This window comes from Agromyces hippuratus, from assembly GCF_013410355.1.
In the GTDB taxonomy this organism is placed as follows: Bacteria; Actinomycetota; Actinomycetes; order Actinomycetales; family Microbacteriaceae; genus Agromyces; species Agromyces hippuratus.
Genome location: NZ_JACCFI010000001.1, coordinates 954,536 through 970,724, shown reverse-complemented (window position 1 = coordinate 970,724; position 16,189 = coordinate 954,536). Strand labels below are relative to the sequence as shown.

The following is a 16,189-nucleotide window of genomic DNA, read 5'->3' as shown; positions in this document are numbered from 1 at the left end:
CGTGCGAGTGCTCGGCATCGACCCCGGCCTCACGCGATGCGGCGTGGGCGTCGTCGATGTCGAGCCGAACCGCACGGCGCGACTCGTCGACGTCGTGGTGCTGCGCTCGCCCGCCGAGCTCGACACGCCGCGCCGACTCGTGCGCATCGCCGAGGGGCTCGAGGCGATCATCGAGGAGCACCGGCCCCAGGCCGTCGCGCTCGAGCGCGTCTTCGCACGAAGCGACGTCTCGACGATCATGGGCACCGCCCAGATCTCGGGCGTCGCCATGCTGATCGCCGCCCGCCGCGCACTTCCGGTCGCGCTGCACACGCCGAGCGAGGTGAAGGCTGCGATCACCGGCTACGGGCGTGCAGACAAGAAGCAGGTCGGCGCCATGGTTGCGCGCATCCTCGGACTCGACGAGGTGCCGAAACCAGCGGATGCCGCCGACGCCCTCGCCCTGGCGATCTGCCACGCCTGGCGCACCGGGGGCGTCGCAGGCGCCGCCGTGCGCGACGGAGCCGACGGCTCGGCCGACGACTCCGCCCTCACGCCGGCCCAGCGGGCGTGGCTCGCCGCGGAGCGCTCCGCCTCGGTGTCGGGGGCGGCCCGTAGGCTGAAGCGGTGATCTCCTCTCTTCGTGGCCGTGTGCTCGCAGCTGCCGGTGGTTCGGTCGTGATCGAGGTCGGCGGGGTGGGGTTCCACGTGAATACGACCCCGGCCCTCGCCCTCTCGATGCGCGAGGGCAACGAGGCATCCGTGCACACCACGCTCGTGGTGCGCGAAGACTCGCTGACGCTCTTCGGCTTCGCCACGCGCGACGAGCTCGACGTCTTCGACCTGCTCATCGGCGTCACGGGCGTCGGGCCGAAATCGGCGCTGGGCGTGCTCTCGGTGCTCTCGCCCGGCCAGATCGCCGAGGCCGTGCAGCGCGACGACGACGCCGTCTTCCGCAAGGTGAGCGGCATCGGCCCGAAGACCGCGAAGCTCATCACCGTCTCGCTCGCAGGCAAGCTCGTCGCGCCGGCCGTGTCGACGCCGCACGCACCGGTCGTCGCCGGCGGCGCCGCAGACAGCGTGCTCGCGGCGCTCACCGGCCTCGGCTGGTCGGAGCGGGTCGCGGCAGAGGCCGTCGACGAGACGATCGCCGCGGCATCCGACATCGAGGCCGCGTCGGTGCCGACGCTGTTGCGGCTCACGCTCGCACGGCTCGGCCCCGCGCAGCAGACCGGGCGGGCACGATGAGCGACGATCTCGACCTGACCGACCCGGTGCTCGCCTCAGAGGCCGAGCTCGCGTTCGAGGGCGCGCTCCGGCCCAAGAGCCTCGGCGAGTTCGTCGGCCAGACCCGCGTGCGCGGGCAGCTGCAACTGCTGCTCACCGCGGCGACGCTGCAGCAGCGCACACCCGACCACATCCTGCTCGCGGGCCCTCCGGGTCTCGGCAAGACGACCCTCGCGATGATCGTCGCCCACGAGGGCGGGCGCCCGCTGCGCATGTCGAGCGGTCCGGCCATCCAGCACGCCGGCGACCTCGCCGCCATCCTCAGCTCGCTCGTGCCCGGCGAGGTGCTCTTCATCGACGAGATCCACCGCATGGCGCGTTCGGCCGAAGAGATGCTCTACCTCGCCATGGAGGACTTCCGCATCGACATCATGGTCGGCAAGGGAGCGGGGGCGACCTCGGTGCCGCTCGACCTGTCGCCGTTCACGCTCGTCGGGGCGACCACGCGCGCCGGGCTGCTGCCGAACCCGCTGCGCGACCGGTTCGGCTTCACCGCGCACCTCGAGTTCTACGACGAGGCCGAACTCGAACAGGTCCTCGCGCGTGCCGGCACCATGCTCGGCCTCGATGCCGACAAGGAGGCACTCGCCGAGATCGCCGGGCGCTGCCGCGGCACGCCGCGCATCGCGAACCGGCTGCTCCGGCGGGTGCGCGACTACGCGCTCGTGCACGGTGAACGCGTCGACCTCGGCGCCGTCCGCGCCGCCCTCGAGCTCTACGACGTCGACCCGCTGGGGCTCGATCGCCTCGACCGCGCCGTCATGGAGATGATCCTCACGCGCTTCGGCGGCGGGCCGGTCGGCCTCAACACGCTCGCCGTCTCGGTGGGCGAAGAGGCCGAGACGATCGAGGCCGTCGTCGAGCCGTTCCTCGTGCGCATCGGGCTCATCACCCGAACGCCGAGGGGGCGCGTCGCCACTCCTGCGGCCTGGCGTCACTTCGGTCTCGCGGCTGATGCGCCCGATGCGGCAGCGGCGCTTCCGATCGATGACCTATAATCCTTGAAGCTGACCCCTCAGCACCGACGACTTCGTGCGCGCGTCGCACTCCGGAAGGTACTTCTCCTCTCATGACGTTCGATCCGTTCACCATCATCATGCTCGCCGTCCTGGCGGTGCTCATCTTCTTCATGTTCCGCAACTCGCGCAAGCGTCAGGCAGACGCCCGCGAACTGCAGTCGAAGGTGCAGCCTGGCGCGAAGGTGATGACCAACTTCGGCGTCTTCGGCACCATCCTCTCGATCGATGAAGACGAGAACCAGGTGCTCCTCGAGACCTCCCCGGGCACCGTGCTCACCGTGCACCGCCAGACGGTCGCACGCGTCGTCGAGCCGAAGGCCGACGTCGTCGAAGAGTCCGCAGCGATCGAGGGCGAGCCCGAGTTCGGCGAGCGTCTCGATGCCGAGACCGATGCGACCTCGACGGACGCGACCGACGAGAAGCCCGACACCAAGAAGTCGGACGACTAAGACTCAACCCCAGGCTGGGCCCGTGCGCTGACGCGCGGGCTCTCTGCAGAGAAAGCGGAACACGTGGCTGCACCATCGAAGCGGTCATCCCGGCCGACCCCCGTGCGCAAGGCATGGAGATCACTCACCTGGCTGGGTGTCATCATCGCGCTGCTGTTCGGCATCAATGCCGCCGGCGTCATCTGGGGCGGCGGGTCGTGGACTCCGAAGCTCGCGCTCGACCTCGAGGGCGGCACGCAGATCATCCTCGAGCCCAAGGTCGAGACCGGCGCGAGCGTCTCGCAGGAGCAGCTCGACCAGGCGGTCTCGATCATCCGCCAGCGCGTCGACGCCTCGGGCGTCTCCGAAGCCGAGATCAACACCGAGGGCCAGAACGTCGTCGTCCGCATCCCGGGCGAACTCGACGACCAGACTCGGGCGCGCATCCAGCAGTCGGCGAAGCTCGAGCTCCGGGCCGTGCTGCTCGCCGACGCGGCGACCAACACGGCGATCGACCCGAGCGCGAGCCCCGAGCCGGCCGAGGCTCCTGCGGAAGAGCTCGAGTCGACCCCGACGGCGAAGCCGACGGACGGCAGCGACCCCTCGTGGGTCACGCCTGCGCTGCAGCAGGAGTTCGACGACTTCGACTGCTCGCAGATCGACGAGAACTCCGCGAACGTGGCACCGGCCGACGAGCCCCTCGTCACGTGCGACGTGACCCGTACCGCGAAGTACCTGCTCGGCCCGGTGGAGGCGAGCGGCGAGAACATCGTCGACGCCACCAACGGCATGGTGCAGACGCAGACCGGTGCATCGACGGGCCAGTGGGCCGTCAACATCGTGTTCGACGCAGAGGGCACCGAAGACTTCGCCACGGTCAGCACCCGCCTGTTCGGCCTGCAGGGCCAGACGCCCCGCGACCAGTTCGCGTTCGTGCTCGACGGCCAGGTGCTCACCGCGCCGTCGATGAACGGCGCGATCACCGACGGCAAGCCGCAGATCACCGGCAGCTTCGACCAGGCCTCGTCCAAGGCGCTCGCCGACCAGCTGAAGTTCGGCGCACTGCCGATCAGCTTCACGGTGCAGTCGTCCGACACGATCTCGCCGACGCTCGGCACCTCACAGCTCCAGTCGGGCCTGATCGCCGGCCTCATCGGCCTCATCCTCGTGGTGATCTACACGATCTTCCAGTACCGCGCCCTCGCATCGGTCACGATCGCCTCGCTCGTGATCGTAGGCATCATCACCTACCTGATGATCACGATCCTGTCGTGGCGCGAGGGGTACCGCCTGTCGCTGGCCGGCATCGCGGGCCTCATCGTCTCGATCGGTTTCACCGCGGACTCGTTCATCATCTACTTCGAACGCGTTCGAGACGAACTCCGAGACGGCAGGCCACTCGTCGGTGCAGTCGAGGCGGGTTGGAAGCGCGCATTCCGAACCGTGCTCGCATCGAAGGCCACCAACCTGCTCGCAGCCATCGTGCTCTTCGTGCTCGCCGTCGGCAGTGTCAAGGGCTTCGCGTACACGCTCGGACTCACGACGATCATCGACGTCGTCGTGGTCATCCTGTTCACGCACCCGATGCTGCAGCTGCTCGCGCAGACCCGCTTCTTCTCCAGCGGCAACCCCTGGTCGGGTCTCGACCCGAACGCGCTCGGAGCCGTGTACCGCGGCCGTGCCGAGTTCCGCAAGCCTGTCGGACAGCCGGCGAAGAAGACCGCGGCCAGCGCGAAGGAAGCGCAGCGCCGCCAGACGATCGCCGAACGGAAGGCCGCTGCTGCAGTGGGCGCCTCCGATTCGTCCGACGAAGGGAAGGAGTCCTGATGGCGAACCGTCTCACGACCTTCGGCAACGACCTCTACACCGGCAAGCGCTCCTTCAACTTCGTGGGAGGCCGCAAGAAGTGGTACACGATCGCCGGGATCCTGATCCTGCTGTCGGTCGTCGTGCCGCTGCTCACCGGCGTCAACTTCAGCATCGAGTTCCGCGGCGGCTCGCAGTTCCAGATCGCGCAGGTCGAGAACGCCACCCCTGAGCCCGCCATCGAGGCGGTTCACTCCGTCGTTCCCGACGCCGAGGTGCGTGTCGCGATCATCGGTGGAACCGGCGTGCGTGTGCAGACCGACCAGCTCGAGCAAGCAGATTCCGAGGACGTGACCGGCGCTCTCGCCGAGGCGTACGACGTGCCCGAGTCGGAGGTCACCTCCTCGTTCATCGGCCCCAGCTGGGGCGCGGACGTCACTCGGCAGGCCCTTGTCGGCCTCGTCGCGTTCCTCCTGCTCGCGGGCATCATCATGGCGCTGTACTTCCGCACCTGGAAGATGTCGCTCGCGGCGATCCTCGCGCTGATCGGCGACCTCGTCGTGACCGTGGGCATCTATGCCGCGGTCGGCTTCGAGATCAGCCCGGCGGCGACCATCGGTATCCTCACGATCCTCAGCTACTCGCTGTACGACACCGTCGTGGTGTTCGACAAGATTCGTGAGAACACCGCAGAAGACGGTCAGGAGTCGCGGCGCACCTTCGCCGAATCGGTGAACCTCGCGGTCAACCAGACCCTCGTGCGCTCGATCAACACGAGCGTCGTGGCTGCGCTGCCCGTCGCGGCGATCCTCTTCATCGGCGCCGGTGTGCTCGGAGCCGACACGCTCCGCGACATCTCGCTGGCACTGCTCATCGGCATCCTCGTCGGCACCTGGTCGACGGTGTTCGTCGCGGCTCCGCTCTACTCGCAGCTGCGCGAGGGGGAGCCGGCGATCAGCCGCCATGACCAGAAGGTCCTGAAGGAGCGTGAGCGCGCGGCATCCGTTTCGACGGGAGCCGAGGCGCTGCCCACCGCATGATGTTCGCGGCCGGCGTGAGCCGTGTGGCGCGTCGAAGCCTCCGGAGCGGCGATAATTGAGTTCCGGAGGTGAGCGATGACGGAAGCGGGAGTCAACTCGACGGCATCGCTGCGCCGTCTGGTGCCCCGCATCTTCTCGAAGGCGCAGCCCTCCGGCGCGGTCGACACGCTCATGCGCACGGTGCGGATGCACCACCCGAAGGCGGATCTCTCGCTCATCGAGCGGGCCTACACGGTCGCCGAGCGCGCCCACGAGGGGCAGAAGCGCAAGAGCGGTGAGCCGTACATCACGCACCCGATCGCGGTCGCGCAGATCCTCGCCGACCTGGGCATCGGGTCGAAGACCGTCGCGGCGGCGCTGCTGCACGACACCGTCGAAGACACCGCGTACACGCTCGACCAGGTGCGCGCCGACTTCGGCGACGAGATCGCGATGCTCGTCGACGGCGTCACGAAGCTCGACAAGGTCAAGTACGGGGACTCCACGCAGGCGGAGACCGTTCGCAAGATGATCGTCGCGATGTCGAAGGACATCCGCGTGCTCATCATCAAGCTCGCCGACCGGCTGCACAACGCGCGCACGTGGGGCTTCGTGCCCGCGGCATCCGCTGCTCGCAAGGCGACCGAGACGCTCGAGATCTATGCGCCGCTCGCGCACCGCCTCGGCATCCAGACGATCAAGTGGGAGCTCGAAGACCTCTCGTTCGCCGTGCTCTACCCGAAGCTCTATGCCGAGATCGAGAGTCTCGTCAAGCAGCGCACCCCGCAGCGCGAAGAGTTCGTGCAGAACGTCATCGACCTCATCACCGACGACCTGAAGGCCGCGAAGATCCGCGGCAAGGTCGTCGGGCGCCCCAAGCAGTACTACTCGATCTACCAGAAGATGATCGTGCGCGGCCGCGACTTCGACGAGATCTACGACCTCGTCGGCATCCGAGTGCTCGTGAACTCGGTGCGCGACTGCTATGCGGTGCTCGGTGCGATCCACGCGAGGTGGACCCCGCTGCCCGGCCGCTTCAAGGACTACATCGCGACGCCGAAGTTCAACCTGTATCAGTCGCTGCACACGACCGTCATCGGCCCGAAGGGGCGCGCGGTCGAGATCCAGATCCGCACGCACGACATGCACCAGCGAGCCGAGTACGGCGTCGCCGCGCACTGGAAGTACAAGGAGCGCATGGCGGGCGGCCGCACCGCCGACAAGTCCGGTCAGAACGAGACCGACATGGCGTGGCTCGCCCACATCTCCGACTGGCAGGCCGAGACCGCCGATCCCGGGGAGTTCCTCGACTCGCTGCGGTTCGAGATCGGCGCCAAAGAGGTCTACGTCTTCACGCCGAAGGGTCGGGTGATCGGCCTGCCCGCGGGTGCGACCCCCGTCGACTTCGCCTATGCGGTGCACACCGAGGTCGGTCACCGCACGATGGGTGCGAAGGTCAACGGCCGGCTCGTTCCGCTCGAGAGCGAGCTGTCGAGCGGCGACGTCGTCGAGGTGTTCACCTCGAAGAACCCCGACTCGGGGCCGAGCAAGGACTGGCTGGGCTTCGTCAAGAGCCCTCGCGCCCGCAACAAGATCCGACAGTGGTTCACCAAGGAGCGGCGCGACGAGGCGATCGAGCAGGGGCGCGACGCGATCGCCCGCGCCATGCGCAAGCAGAACCTGCCGCTGCAGAAGCTCATGAACCAGGAGTCCTTCGCCGAGGTCGCAGCGCAACTGCGATACGACGATGTCTCCTCGCTGTACGCCGCCGTCGGCGAAGGCCACGTGTCGACGCAGTCGGTGCTCGAGAAGGTCGTCGCACTCGTACGCGACGTCGACGAGGGCGACGAGCCCGACCTGCCGATCCCGGTGCGTTCCCGGCCGTTGCCGCGGCACTCCGACTCGGGAGTGCTCGTGCGTGGTGCTCCCGACATCCTCGTGAAGCTCGCCAGATGCTGCACCCCAGTGCCGGGCGACGAGATCGTCGGATTCGTCACCCGCGGCGCAGGAGTCTCGGTGCACCAGGCGAGCTGCCACAACGTGCAGAGCCTCATGCAGGAGCCCGAGCGCATGATCGACGTGGAGTGGGCGCCGAGCTCGAAGAGCGTGTTCCTCGTGCAGATCCAGATCGAGGCGCTCGACCGTGCCGGGTTGCTCTCCGACGTCACGCGCGTGCTGTCGGAGCACCACGTCAATATTCTCTCGGCCAATGTCTCGACCTCGACCGACCGCCTCGCGCTCAGTCGCTTCGTGTTCGAGATGGGTGACACGACGCACCTCGATCGCGTGCTCAACGCGGTGCGTCGCATCGACGCCGTCTACGACGTCTACCGCGTCAGCGACGGCTGACGCCGACCCTGCCGCTCTCGGCCATCCGCGAGCATCGCCTCGACACGGTCGAACCGTCGGAGGGCGAGCCCGCGATGGGGCATGCGTGTCGAGTCCTCGAGCCGACGACGCAGGTCGGCGCGGAGCCCCGGGTGGTCTGCGCAGAGCGCGGTGACGATCGACTCGACCTCGCCATCGGGCTCTGCGGGGTCGCGAAGCAGGTCGAAGCCGGTGCGCACCGGAGTGGTGCACCTCGCGCGTGGGTACTCGATGATCTCGTCGGGTTCGATCGCCACTTCGCGCACGACCAGTCGCGGGCCTGAGACCAGGGCCACTCTGGCGGTTCGCGGCACGCAGAACCGGGCCAGCGTCGGGGGAGCGGTGAGTGCGCCGTGCACCCACGCCGCAGAGTGCCGTTCGATCACGAGGGTGCGAGGGGCGCGCAGCGCGACGGCCGCTGCGCGCAGTGACGGCAGATCGGGTTCGTCGACCGGCGCCCATGCCTCGTCGATCATCATGAGTTCGCCGTCGATGCGCGCAGCGCAGAGCTCGGCGATCGAGAGGTCGTCGATGCTGAGCACGGTCGGGAGCTTGGCCATACGGACATGCTGCGACACCCGAGCGCCTCAGGACGCAGACGGCGGCCATCTGTGGAGAACGCACCGCCGATTCGCCCGATCGCGGCAGAGACCGCGATCAGGCGAGGCGGACTCAGCCGCCGACGGCCTTCAGCCAGGCACGGCGTGCGTCGAGGGCTTCGCGGGCGGATGCCGCGGCCTTCGCGTCGCCGGACGCCTCAGCGGCGGCGAGCTCGGCTTCGAGCTTGTCGATCGCGTCATGCAGCTGGCCGAGCATGCCCTCGGAGCGAGCCTTCTTCTCGGGGTCCTCGCGCTGCCAGCGCTCCTCCTCGAGCGACTTCACGTGGTTCTCGATCTTGCGGAGCCGGTCTTCGACGACCCGCACCTGATCGCGCGGAACCTTGCCGATCTCGTCCCACTTGCGCTGGACCTTGTTGAGGTCGGCGCGGGCCTGCTTGGGGTCCTTCGCGGTCAGCAGCGGCTCCGCCTCCGTGAGGAGCGCGAGCTTCTCGTCGAGGTTCGCCCGGTAGCTCTCGTCCTCCTGCGCGTCGATCTCGGCCTTGGCGCTGAAGAGCACGTCGCCTGCGGCCTTGAACTTCGCCCACAGCGCGTCGTCGAGCTTCTTGCCCGCACGGCCGGCGAGCTTCCACTCGTCGAGCAGGTGCCGGTAGTCGCCCACCGCGTCGGCGCCGCGCGGCGCGAGTGCCTCGGCACGCTCGATCAGCGCCTGCTTGCGGGTGCGCACGTCGCGGTGCGCGGCGTCGAGCTCGGCGAAGAAGGCCTTCCGGTGCGTCTCGATCGTCGAGCGAGCGGCGCGGAAGCGCTTCCACAGCTCATTGGCCTCGTTCTTCGGCAGGCGGGGGCCGTCTTGCTGGTGGAGCTGCCAGCGGGCGAAGAGCTCGTCGAGTTCGGCGGTCGCCTGCTTCCACTGCGTCTTCGCAGGGTCGCTGGCCGCGAGTGCTTCGGCGGCCTCGACGATCGCGGTGCGCTCGGCGATCGCCTCGGCGACCGCGGCCTTCGACTCGGCCTGCTGCTGCTCCGTCAGCTCCTTGGTGGTGCCGGAGAGCGCCTCGAGACGCTGTGCGAGCGACTCGAGGTCGCCGACGGCGTTCGCGGTGGAGACCGAGGAACGGAGGGTGGCGACGGCCTTCGCGACATCTGCCGCGGGAGCACCGCGGCGGACGCGCTGCTCGAGCAGGCCCACCTGGCCCGCGAGGTCGGCGTACTTGCGCTCGAAGTAGGCGAGTGCCTCTTCAGCCGAACCGTCGGGGTACTGCCCGACCGCTCGTTCGCCGTCGCTCGTGCGCACGAAGACGGTGCCCGTCTCGTCGACGCGGCCCCACGGTTGCTGATCTGAATCGGTCACGGCCTCACCCTGTCGTATGTCGGATGCCGCCCGGAGGCGACGTTGACGGCATCAAGCCTATTGCACCGCCGAGGGGCGGCGCGGGCCGTCACTCGATCGTGAACGCCGTGATCGTGGTCGGTACGGCGGGGGCGCCGTCGCCGGCGCCGTCGCTCGTGCCGGCGTCGAGCACGCCGGCGCGGAGTTCCTCGAGACCGTTCGTCACCTTGCCGATGACCGTGTATCCGCCGGTGTCGCCGGGAAGCGTCGTGTCCTCGTAGACGATGAAGAACTGGCTGCCGTTGCTGTACTGCGATGCGGCACGTGCCATCGCGATCGTGCCGGCCGGGTAGAGCCCGTCGGCGGGAGCGTTCTCGACGGGGCCGTAGCTGTAGCCGGGACCGCCGGTGCCGTCGCCGCTCGGGTCGCCGCACTGCAGCACCCAGATGCCCTCGGTCGTGAGGCGGTGGCAGCTCGTGCCGGTGTAGAAGCCCGACTGGATGAGGCTGATCTCGCTCGAGACGGCCTGCGGCGCGGCAGCGCCGTCGAGTTCGACGCCGAGGGGGATGTCGTTGAGCGTGAGCGTGCCGGTCCAGGTGCGGTTCTCGGCGAGGTCGGCCGACGGCACGTCGCCCTGGTTCTCGCCTTCGGCGGGAGTCGGGGTCGGCGTGGGCGTCGCGGTGGCGACGGGATCGGCGCCGGGTCCGCCGCTGAAGTAGAAGAGCTGGGCGGCCGTCGCGAGTGCCAGCACGACGACGAGCGCGAGCACTGCGATCACGTTGTCGCGGGTGCGCCGGCGTGCCTTCCTGGTGTGGACTTCCTGGCGTGCCTGGTAGGTGCGAAGGCGCGCTCGTTCTTCACGCGCCTGTCGGTCGTTCGATGCCACGCATGCTCCTTCTCGGGACTCCTGCGTGCCGACTCTACGCAAGGCGGGGTGCCCAGACCAATCGCCGCACCGATCAGGGGCCGAGATCCGGCGTCGGATGCCGCGACTCGGGTCGGTCGCGTGGTCGATTCGGGCCCGGCCCCCGGTGTCGGATGCCGCGACTACGCTTGACGGCATGGTGGATTCCGGCCCGGGGCTGCGTTCCGGCGCGACCCCGCTCGCGGTGCGCATGCGCCCGACGAGCCTCGACGAGGTGGCCGGTCAGCGGCACCTGTTGACGCCCGGGTCGCCGCTCGTCGCCCTCGCCGGCGATCGTTCGGGGGAGTCGGGGTCGGTCTCCGTCATCCTCTGGGGGCCGCCCGGCACCGGCAAGACGACGCTCGCCCAGGCGATCGCCCGTTCGTCGGGCCGCAAGTTCGTCGAACTCTCGGCCGTGTCGGCCGGAGTGCGCGACGTGCGCCAGGTGATGGAGGAGGCGCGGGCGAGCCGCGATCTCTACGGCCTCTCGACGGTGCTCTTCCTCGATGAGATCCACCGCTTCACGAAGGCCCAGCAAGACGCGTTGCTTCCGGGCGTCGAGAACGGCTGGGTCATCCTCGTGGCCGCGACCACCGAGAACCCGTCGTTCTCGGTCATCTCGCCGCTCCTGTCTCGTTCGCTGCTGCTCACCCTCGAACTCCTCACCGATGACGACCTCGGGGTGCTGGTCGATCGGGCGGTCGCCGATCCGCGCGGCCTGTCGGGCAGGGTGGCGCTCGACCCCGAGGCGCGGGCCGCCATCATCCGGCTCGCCTCGGGCGATGCGCGACGTGCGCTCACGGCGCTCGAGGCGGCCGCCGTGGCCGCAGCGCAGGCGGCTCCCGCCGCGCCGGAGCCGAGCGACGGCGACGACGACGACGAGGCTGCCCCTGACGCCACCGGCGACGACGAATCGTCGGCCGACGGCGAGACGGATGCCGCGGCATCCGCTGCGCCCGTCATCACGACCGACATCGTGGCGCGTGCCGTCGACCGCGCGCTGCTGCGCTACGACCGCAACGGCGACGAGCACTACGACGTCATCAGCGCGTTCATCAAGTCGGTGCGTGGCAGCGACGTCGACGCCTCGCTGCACTATCTCGCGCGCATGATCGAGGCCGGCGAAGACCCGCGCTTCATCGCGCGCCGCATCATCGTGCTCGCCTCCGAAGACATCGGCCTCGCCGACCCGAGCGCGCTCGGCGTCGCCGTCGCCGCTGCCGACGCCGTGCAGTTCATCGGCATGCCAGAGGGCCGCATCCCGCTCGCCCAGGCCGTCGTGCACCTGGCCACCGCTCCGAAGTCGAACGCGGCCTACGTGGGCATCGACCGGGCGATCGCCGACGTGCGCGACGGCAAGGCCGGCCGGGTGCCGAAGCACCTGCGCGACGCGCACTATCCGGGGGCGAAGCGGCTCGGCCACGGCAAGGGCTACAAGTACCCGCACGACGACGAGATCGGCGTCGTCGCGCAGGAGTACCTGCCCGAGTCGCTGCGCGGCGCCGTGTACTACGAGCCCACCGAGCACGGCAACGAGCGCGAGGTCTCTGCACGGCTCGCGAAACTGCGCCGCATCGTGCGGGGCGGGCGCTGAACTCCGGGCCGAGAGCAACGGGTGGGGCGCACGCCACGGTCGTGATATCATTTCCGTTGGCCTGAAGCCTGATTCTCGAGCGCGGCTGCGAGAGAGTCACCGGCGAACGGGTGCGATCTGTAGCCGATCCACCCTTGGCGAATCCCTCTGACACAGATTTTCGGCGCACGAACGCGCCGCGAATTCACTTGAGATTCTTCCGAAAGGACATTCGTGTCGAACCAGTCACGTAGCAAGACCCGCCTCTCCCGTGCGCTCGGCGTCGCCCTCACCCCGAAGGCCGCCCGCTACATGGAGAAGCGCCCGTACGCTCCCGGTGAGCACGGCCGCACCAAGCGCAAGCAGGACAGCGACTACGCCGTTCGTCTGCGCGAGAAGCAGCGCCTGCGCGCCCAGTACGGCATCCGCGAGAAGCAGCTGCGCATCGCCTTCAACGAGGCGCGCCGCACCGACGGCCTGACCGGTGAGAACCTGGTCGAGCTGCTCGAGATGCGTCTCGACGCCATCGTGCTGCGTGCCGGCTTCGCCCGCACCATCTCGCAGGCGCGCCAGTTCGTGGTGCACCGCCACATCCTCGTCGACGGCCAGCTCGTCGACCGCCCCTCGTTCCGCGTGAAGCCGGGCCAGCTCGTGCACGTCAAGGCACGCAGCGAGGGCACCGAGCCGTTCCAGGTCGCCGCTGCCGGCGGTCACGTCGACGTGCTCCCCAAGCTCCCCGCGTACCTCGAGGTCGAGCTCGACAAGCTCCAGGTGAAGCTCGTCCGTCGCCCGAAGCGCGCCGAGGTCCCCGTGACCTGTGACGTGCAGCTGGTCGTCGAGTACTACGCAGCTCGCTGACGCAGAGCAGTCGAGACAGGGGTCGCGGGGTTTCCCGCGGCCCCTGTGTCGTACCCGGCGACCGCCTGCGGTGCGGCCACTAGACTGATGCGAGGCGTGCCGCGCGCACCGCGTCGGCGACACATCGATCAGGAGCAGGAGCACCTCGTGAAGAGCATTCTGTGGTTCACCGTCGGCGTCGCGGCCGGATTCGCGGTCGCGCACCAGGTCAACCAGACCAAGCAGGGGCGAGACTTCTTCTCCGCGGTCGACGCGAAGGCCCGCGCCTTCGGCCACGCGATCGCCGAGGGCTACCACGCCCGCGACGCCGAGCTCCGAGCCGAGCAGGGCGAGACTCCCGCGGCTCTCTGAGTCGCGACCACGATGTGATGCCCGGACGCCCGGGCAACGACTGAGAACGGAACCATGCAGACTGCCGACATCCGCCAGCGTTGGCTGGACTTCTTCGCCGAGCGCGGACACACCGTCGTCCCCTCGGCGTCGCTCGTCTCCGATGACCCCACCCTGCTCTTCACGGTCGCCGGCATGGTGCCGTTCGTGCCGTACCTCACGGGTCTCGTCCCCGCGCCGTACCCGCGCGCGACGAGTGTGCAGAAGTGCATCCGCACGAACGACATCGAAGAGGTCGGCAAGACCCCGCGCCACGGAACGTTCTTCCAGATGAGCGGCAACTTCTCGTTCGGCGACTACTTCAAGGAGGGCGCCATCTCGATGGCGTGGGAGCTGCTGACGACGCCCGAGGCCGACGGCGGCTACGGGTTCGACCGCAACGACCTCTGGGTCACCGTCTACGAAGACGACGATGAGGCGATCGAGCTCTGGAAGAAGGTCGCCGACCTGCCCGACGAGCGCATCCAGCGCCTCGGCAAGGACACGAACTACTGGCACACCGGTCAGCCCGGCCCGGCGGGCCCCTGCTCCGAGATCTTCTTCGATCGGGGCCCCGAGTACGGCATCGACGGCGGCCCGGCCACCGACGACGACCGGTACGTCGAGATCTGGAACCTCGTGTTCATGCAGTACCTCATCGACGACGTGAAGTCGAAGACCGACTTCCGCATCGTGAAGGAGCTGCCGAAGAAGAACATCGACACCGGCATGGGTCTCGAGCGCGTGGCGTTCATCAAGCAGGGCGTCGACAACATGTACGAGATCGACCAGGTGCGCCCGGTGCTCGATCGCGCCGCCGAGATCTCTGGCCGTCGCTACGGCGCGAACCACGACGACGACGTGCGCATGCGCGTCATCGCCGACCACGTGCGCTCGGCCCTCATGCTGATGAGCGACGGCGTGAGTCCGTCGAACGAGGGGCGCGGGTACATCCTGCGCCGGCTCCTGCGCCGCAGCATCCGTGCCATGCGGCTCCTCGGTGTCGAGGGCCCGACGTTCCGCGAGCTCTTCGCCGCGTCTCGAGACGCGATGAAGAGCGCCTACCCCGAGGTCGCGAAGGACTACGCGCACATCGAGCAGCTCGCCCTCGGCGAGGAGGAGACCTTCCTCCGCACGCTCACGGCCGGCACGTCGATCCTCGACCTCGCGGTCTCCAAGACCAAGGAGTCCGGTCGTGGCCAGCTCGCCGGCGACACGGCGTTCCTCCTGCACGACACCTACGGCTTCCCGATCGAGCTCACGCTCGAGATGGCCGACGAGGCGGGTCTCGCCGTCGACCGCGCCGCGTTCGACACGCTCATGACCGAGCAGCGCTCGCGTGCGAAGGCCGATGCGAAGTCGAAGAAGAAGGTGCTCGCCGACCTCTCGGTGTACGCCGAGTTCCGCGCCAAGGGCGAGACCATCTTCACGGGCTACTCCGAGCTGACGACGGCCTCGAACGTGCTCGGCCTGCTCGTCGACGGCCGCCCGGTGCCGTTCGCGACCGCCGGTCAGACCGCTGAGGTGATCCTCGCCGAGACCTCGCTGTACGCGGAGTCCGGTGGTCAGGCGCCCGATCAGGGCCGCATCGTCGGCGACGGCTTCGACCTCGAAGTGCTCGACGTGCAGAAGCCCATCAAGGGCCTCATCAGCCACACCGTGAAGGTGACCTCGGGCGAGGTCGGCGTCGGCGTGCCGGCGACCACCCTCGTCGACGAGCAGTACCGTCGCGGCGCCACGCAGGCGCACTCGGGCACGCACCTCGTGCACGCTGCGCTCCGCCAGGTGCTCGGCCCGAACGCCCATCAGTCCGGCTCGTTCAACAAGGCCGGCTACCTGCGACTCGACTACGGCTGGAACTCGGCGCTCTCGGCCGAGACCCGCAGCGAGATCGAGGAGATCTCCAACGCCGCGATCCGCGACAACCTCGAGGTCGTCACCCGCGAGATGCCGCTCGACGAGGCGAAGTCCCTCGGCGCCATGGCCCTCTTCGGCGAGAAGTACGGCGATGTCGTGCGCGTCGTCGACATCGGCGGCCCCTGGTCGCGCGAACTCTGCGCCGGCACGCACGTGTCGACGAGCGCCGAGGTCGGCATGATCAACATCGTGGGGGAGTCCTCGGTCGGCGCGTCCAACCGCCGCGTGGAGTCGCTCGTCGGCCTCGACGCCTTCCGTCGATTCGCGTCGGAGCGTGCGCTCGTCTCCGAGCTGACGGCGACGCTGAAGACGCGTCCCGACCAGCTCGTCGACCGTGTCGGCGAACTCGTGACGAGCCTCAAGGCCGCCGAGAAGCGCATCCAGCAGTTCGAGGCTCGTGCCCTCAACGATCGCGTGCCCGCGCTTGCAGCCAAGGCCGTGCGCACGGGCGACGTGCTGCTCGTCGCCGAGACGGTCGGCTCGCTCGGCACCGGTGACGAACTCCGGGCGCTCGCGACCTCCGTGCGAGCACAGCTCGGCGACGCGGCATCCGTCGTGGCACTGACCGCCGAAGTCGGCGGCAAGCCGGTCGCGATCGTCGCGACCTCGCCTGCCGCCCGCGATACCGGAGCGAACGCCGGTGCTCTCGCGAAGACGATGGCCGGCGTGCTCGGCGGCGGTGGCGGCGGCAAGCCCGACCTCGCGCAGGGCGGCGGCAGCGACCTCGCGGCCATCCCGGCCGCGCTCGACGCGGTGCGCTCGGCGCTCCGCGGGTAGGC

Annotated in this window: 14 protein-coding genes; 11 read left to right on the top strand and 3 right to left on the bottom strand. The window is 69.2% G+C overall.

The window, feature by feature from the left end:
* Position 1 precedes the first annotated feature (1 nt).
* The 7 genes from ruvC (at position 2) to BJY17_RS04650 (ending at position 7,887) form a co-directional block, all read left to right on the top strand.
* A complete protein-coding gene (gene ruvC / locus BJY17_RS04680) occupies positions 2–610 on the top strand; it encodes a crossover junction endodeoxyribonuclease RuvC (RefSeq protein WP_179550335.1) in 609 nt (202 codons plus the stop codon).
* Positions 607–1,227, top strand: coding sequence for a Holliday junction branch migration protein RuvA (gene ruvA, locus BJY17_RS04675; RefSeq protein WP_179550334.1), 621 nt, complete (start codon positions 607–609; stop codon positions 1,225–1,227). Before ruvC ends, ruvA begins: the two co-directional genes overlap by 4 nt.
* The gene (gene ruvB / locus BJY17_RS04670; RefSeq protein ID WP_179550333.1) at positions 1,224–2,264 is read left to right on the top strand and encodes a Holliday junction branch migration DNA helicase RuvB; all 1,041 of its coding nucleotides are present in this window, start codon (positions 1,224–1,226) and stop codon (positions 2,262–2,264) included. The genes ruvA and ruvB overlap by 4 nt, the downstream gene beginning before the upstream one ends.
* A 71-nt stretch (positions 2,265–2,335) precedes the next feature.
* Positions 2,336–2,734 carry a preprotein translocase subunit YajC gene (gene yajC, locus BJY17_RS04665; RefSeq protein ID WP_179550332.1) on the top strand — a complete coding sequence of 133 codons (399 nt, stop codon included), beginning with the start codon at positions 2,336–2,338 and terminating at the stop codon, positions 2,732–2,734.
* Positions 2,735–2,797: 63 nt separating this feature from the next.
* Positions 2,798–4,540, top strand: a complete 1,743-nt coding sequence (gene secD, locus BJY17_RS04660; protein ID WP_322789747.1) for a protein translocase subunit SecD — start codon at positions 2,798–2,800, stop codon at positions 4,538–4,540.
* A complete protein-coding gene (gene secF / locus BJY17_RS04655; protein WP_179550331.1) occupies positions 4,540–5,559 on the top strand; it encodes a protein translocase subunit SecF in 1,020 nt (339 codons plus the stop codon). Before secD ends, secF begins: the two co-directional genes overlap by 1 nt.
* Before the next feature lie 75 nt (positions 5,560–5,634).
* Entirely contained in the window at positions 5,635–7,887 is a 2,253-nt protein-coding gene (locus BJY17_RS04650) for a RelA/SpoT family protein (protein ID WP_179550330.1), read from the top strand.
* On the opposite strand, the gene BJY17_RS04645 is transcribed toward BJY17_RS04650, so the two are convergent.
* The 3 genes from BJY17_RS04645 to BJY17_RS04635 form a co-directional block, all read right to left on the bottom strand.
* Positions 7,866–8,465, bottom strand: coding sequence for a hypothetical protein (locus tag BJY17_RS04645; RefSeq protein ID WP_179550329.1), 600 nt, complete (start codon positions 8,463–8,465; stop codon positions 7,866–7,868). The two genes, BJY17_RS04650 and BJY17_RS04645, sit on opposite strands and share 22 nt — an antisense overlap.
* A gap of 112 nt (positions 8,466–8,577) precedes the next feature.
* Positions 8,578–9,810, bottom strand: a complete 1,233-nt coding sequence (locus tag BJY17_RS04640; protein WP_179550328.1) for a DUF349 domain-containing protein — start codon at positions 9,808–9,810, stop codon at positions 8,578–8,580.
* Positions 9,811–9,898: 88 nt separating this feature from the next.
* Positions 9,899–10,675 carry a peptidylprolyl isomerase gene (locus tag BJY17_RS04635; RefSeq protein WP_322789746.1) on the bottom strand — a complete coding sequence of 259 codons (777 nt, stop codon included), beginning with the start codon at positions 10,673–10,675 and terminating at the stop codon, positions 9,899–9,901.
* 175 nt (positions 10,676–10,850) lie between these two features.
* On the opposite strand from BJY17_RS04635, the gene BJY17_RS04630 reads away from it, so the two are divergent.
* The 4 genes from BJY17_RS04630 (at position 10,851) to alaS (ending at position 16,187) form a co-directional block, all read left to right on the top strand.
* Entirely contained in the window at positions 10,851–12,287 is a 1,437-nt protein-coding gene (locus BJY17_RS04630; protein WP_179550326.1) for a replication-associated recombination protein A, read from the top strand.
* Positions 12,288–12,500: 213 nt separating this feature from the next.
* Entirely contained in the window at positions 12,501–13,124 is a 624-nt protein-coding gene (gene rpsD, locus BJY17_RS04625; RefSeq protein ID WP_074258913.1) for a 30S ribosomal protein S4, read from the top strand.
* Between the two features lie 147 nt (positions 13,125–13,271).
* Positions 13,272–13,475, top strand: a complete 204-nt coding sequence (locus tag BJY17_RS04620; protein ID WP_179550325.1) for a hypothetical protein — start codon at positions 13,272–13,274, stop codon at positions 13,473–13,475.
* Positions 13,476–13,529: 54 nt separating this feature from the next.
* On the top strand, positions 13,530–16,187 hold the full coding sequence (alaS, locus tag BJY17_RS04615) for an alanine--tRNA ligase (protein ID WP_179550324.1): 2,658 nt from the start codon (positions 13,530–13,532) through the stop codon (positions 16,185–16,187).
* Positions 16,188–16,189: the final 2 nt, after the last annotated feature.

What these genes read in the sequence shown, in the direction of transcription:
- alaS (WP_179550324.1), top strand. Translation starts at nt 13,530, where the DNA reads ATGCAGACTGCCGACATCCGCCAGCGTTGGCTGGACTTCTTCGCCGAG.
- yajC (WP_179550332.1), top strand. Translation starts at nt 2,336, where the DNA reads ATGACGTTCGATCCGTTCACCATCATCATGCTCGCCGTCCTGGCGGTG.
- secF (WP_179550331.1), top strand. Translation starts at nt 4,540, where the DNA reads ATGGCGAACCGTCTCACGACCTTCGGCAACGACCTCTACACCGGCAAG.
- BJY17_RS04650 (WP_179550330.1), top strand. Translation starts at nt 5,635, where the DNA reads ATGACGGAAGCGGGAGTCAACTCGACGGCATCGCTGCGCCGTCTGGTG.
- BJY17_RS04630 (WP_179550326.1), top strand. Translation starts at nt 10,851, where the DNA reads ATGGTGGATTCCGGCCCGGGGCTGCGTTCCGGCGCGACCCCGCTCGCG.
- ruvB (WP_179550333.1), top strand. Translation starts at nt 1,224, where the DNA reads ATGAGCGACGATCTCGACCTGACCGACCCGGTGCTCGCCTCAGAGGCC.
- BJY17_RS04645 (WP_179550329.1), bottom strand. Translation starts at nt 8,465, where the DNA reads ATGGCCAAGCTCCCGACCGTGCTCAGCATCGACGACCTCTCGATCGCC.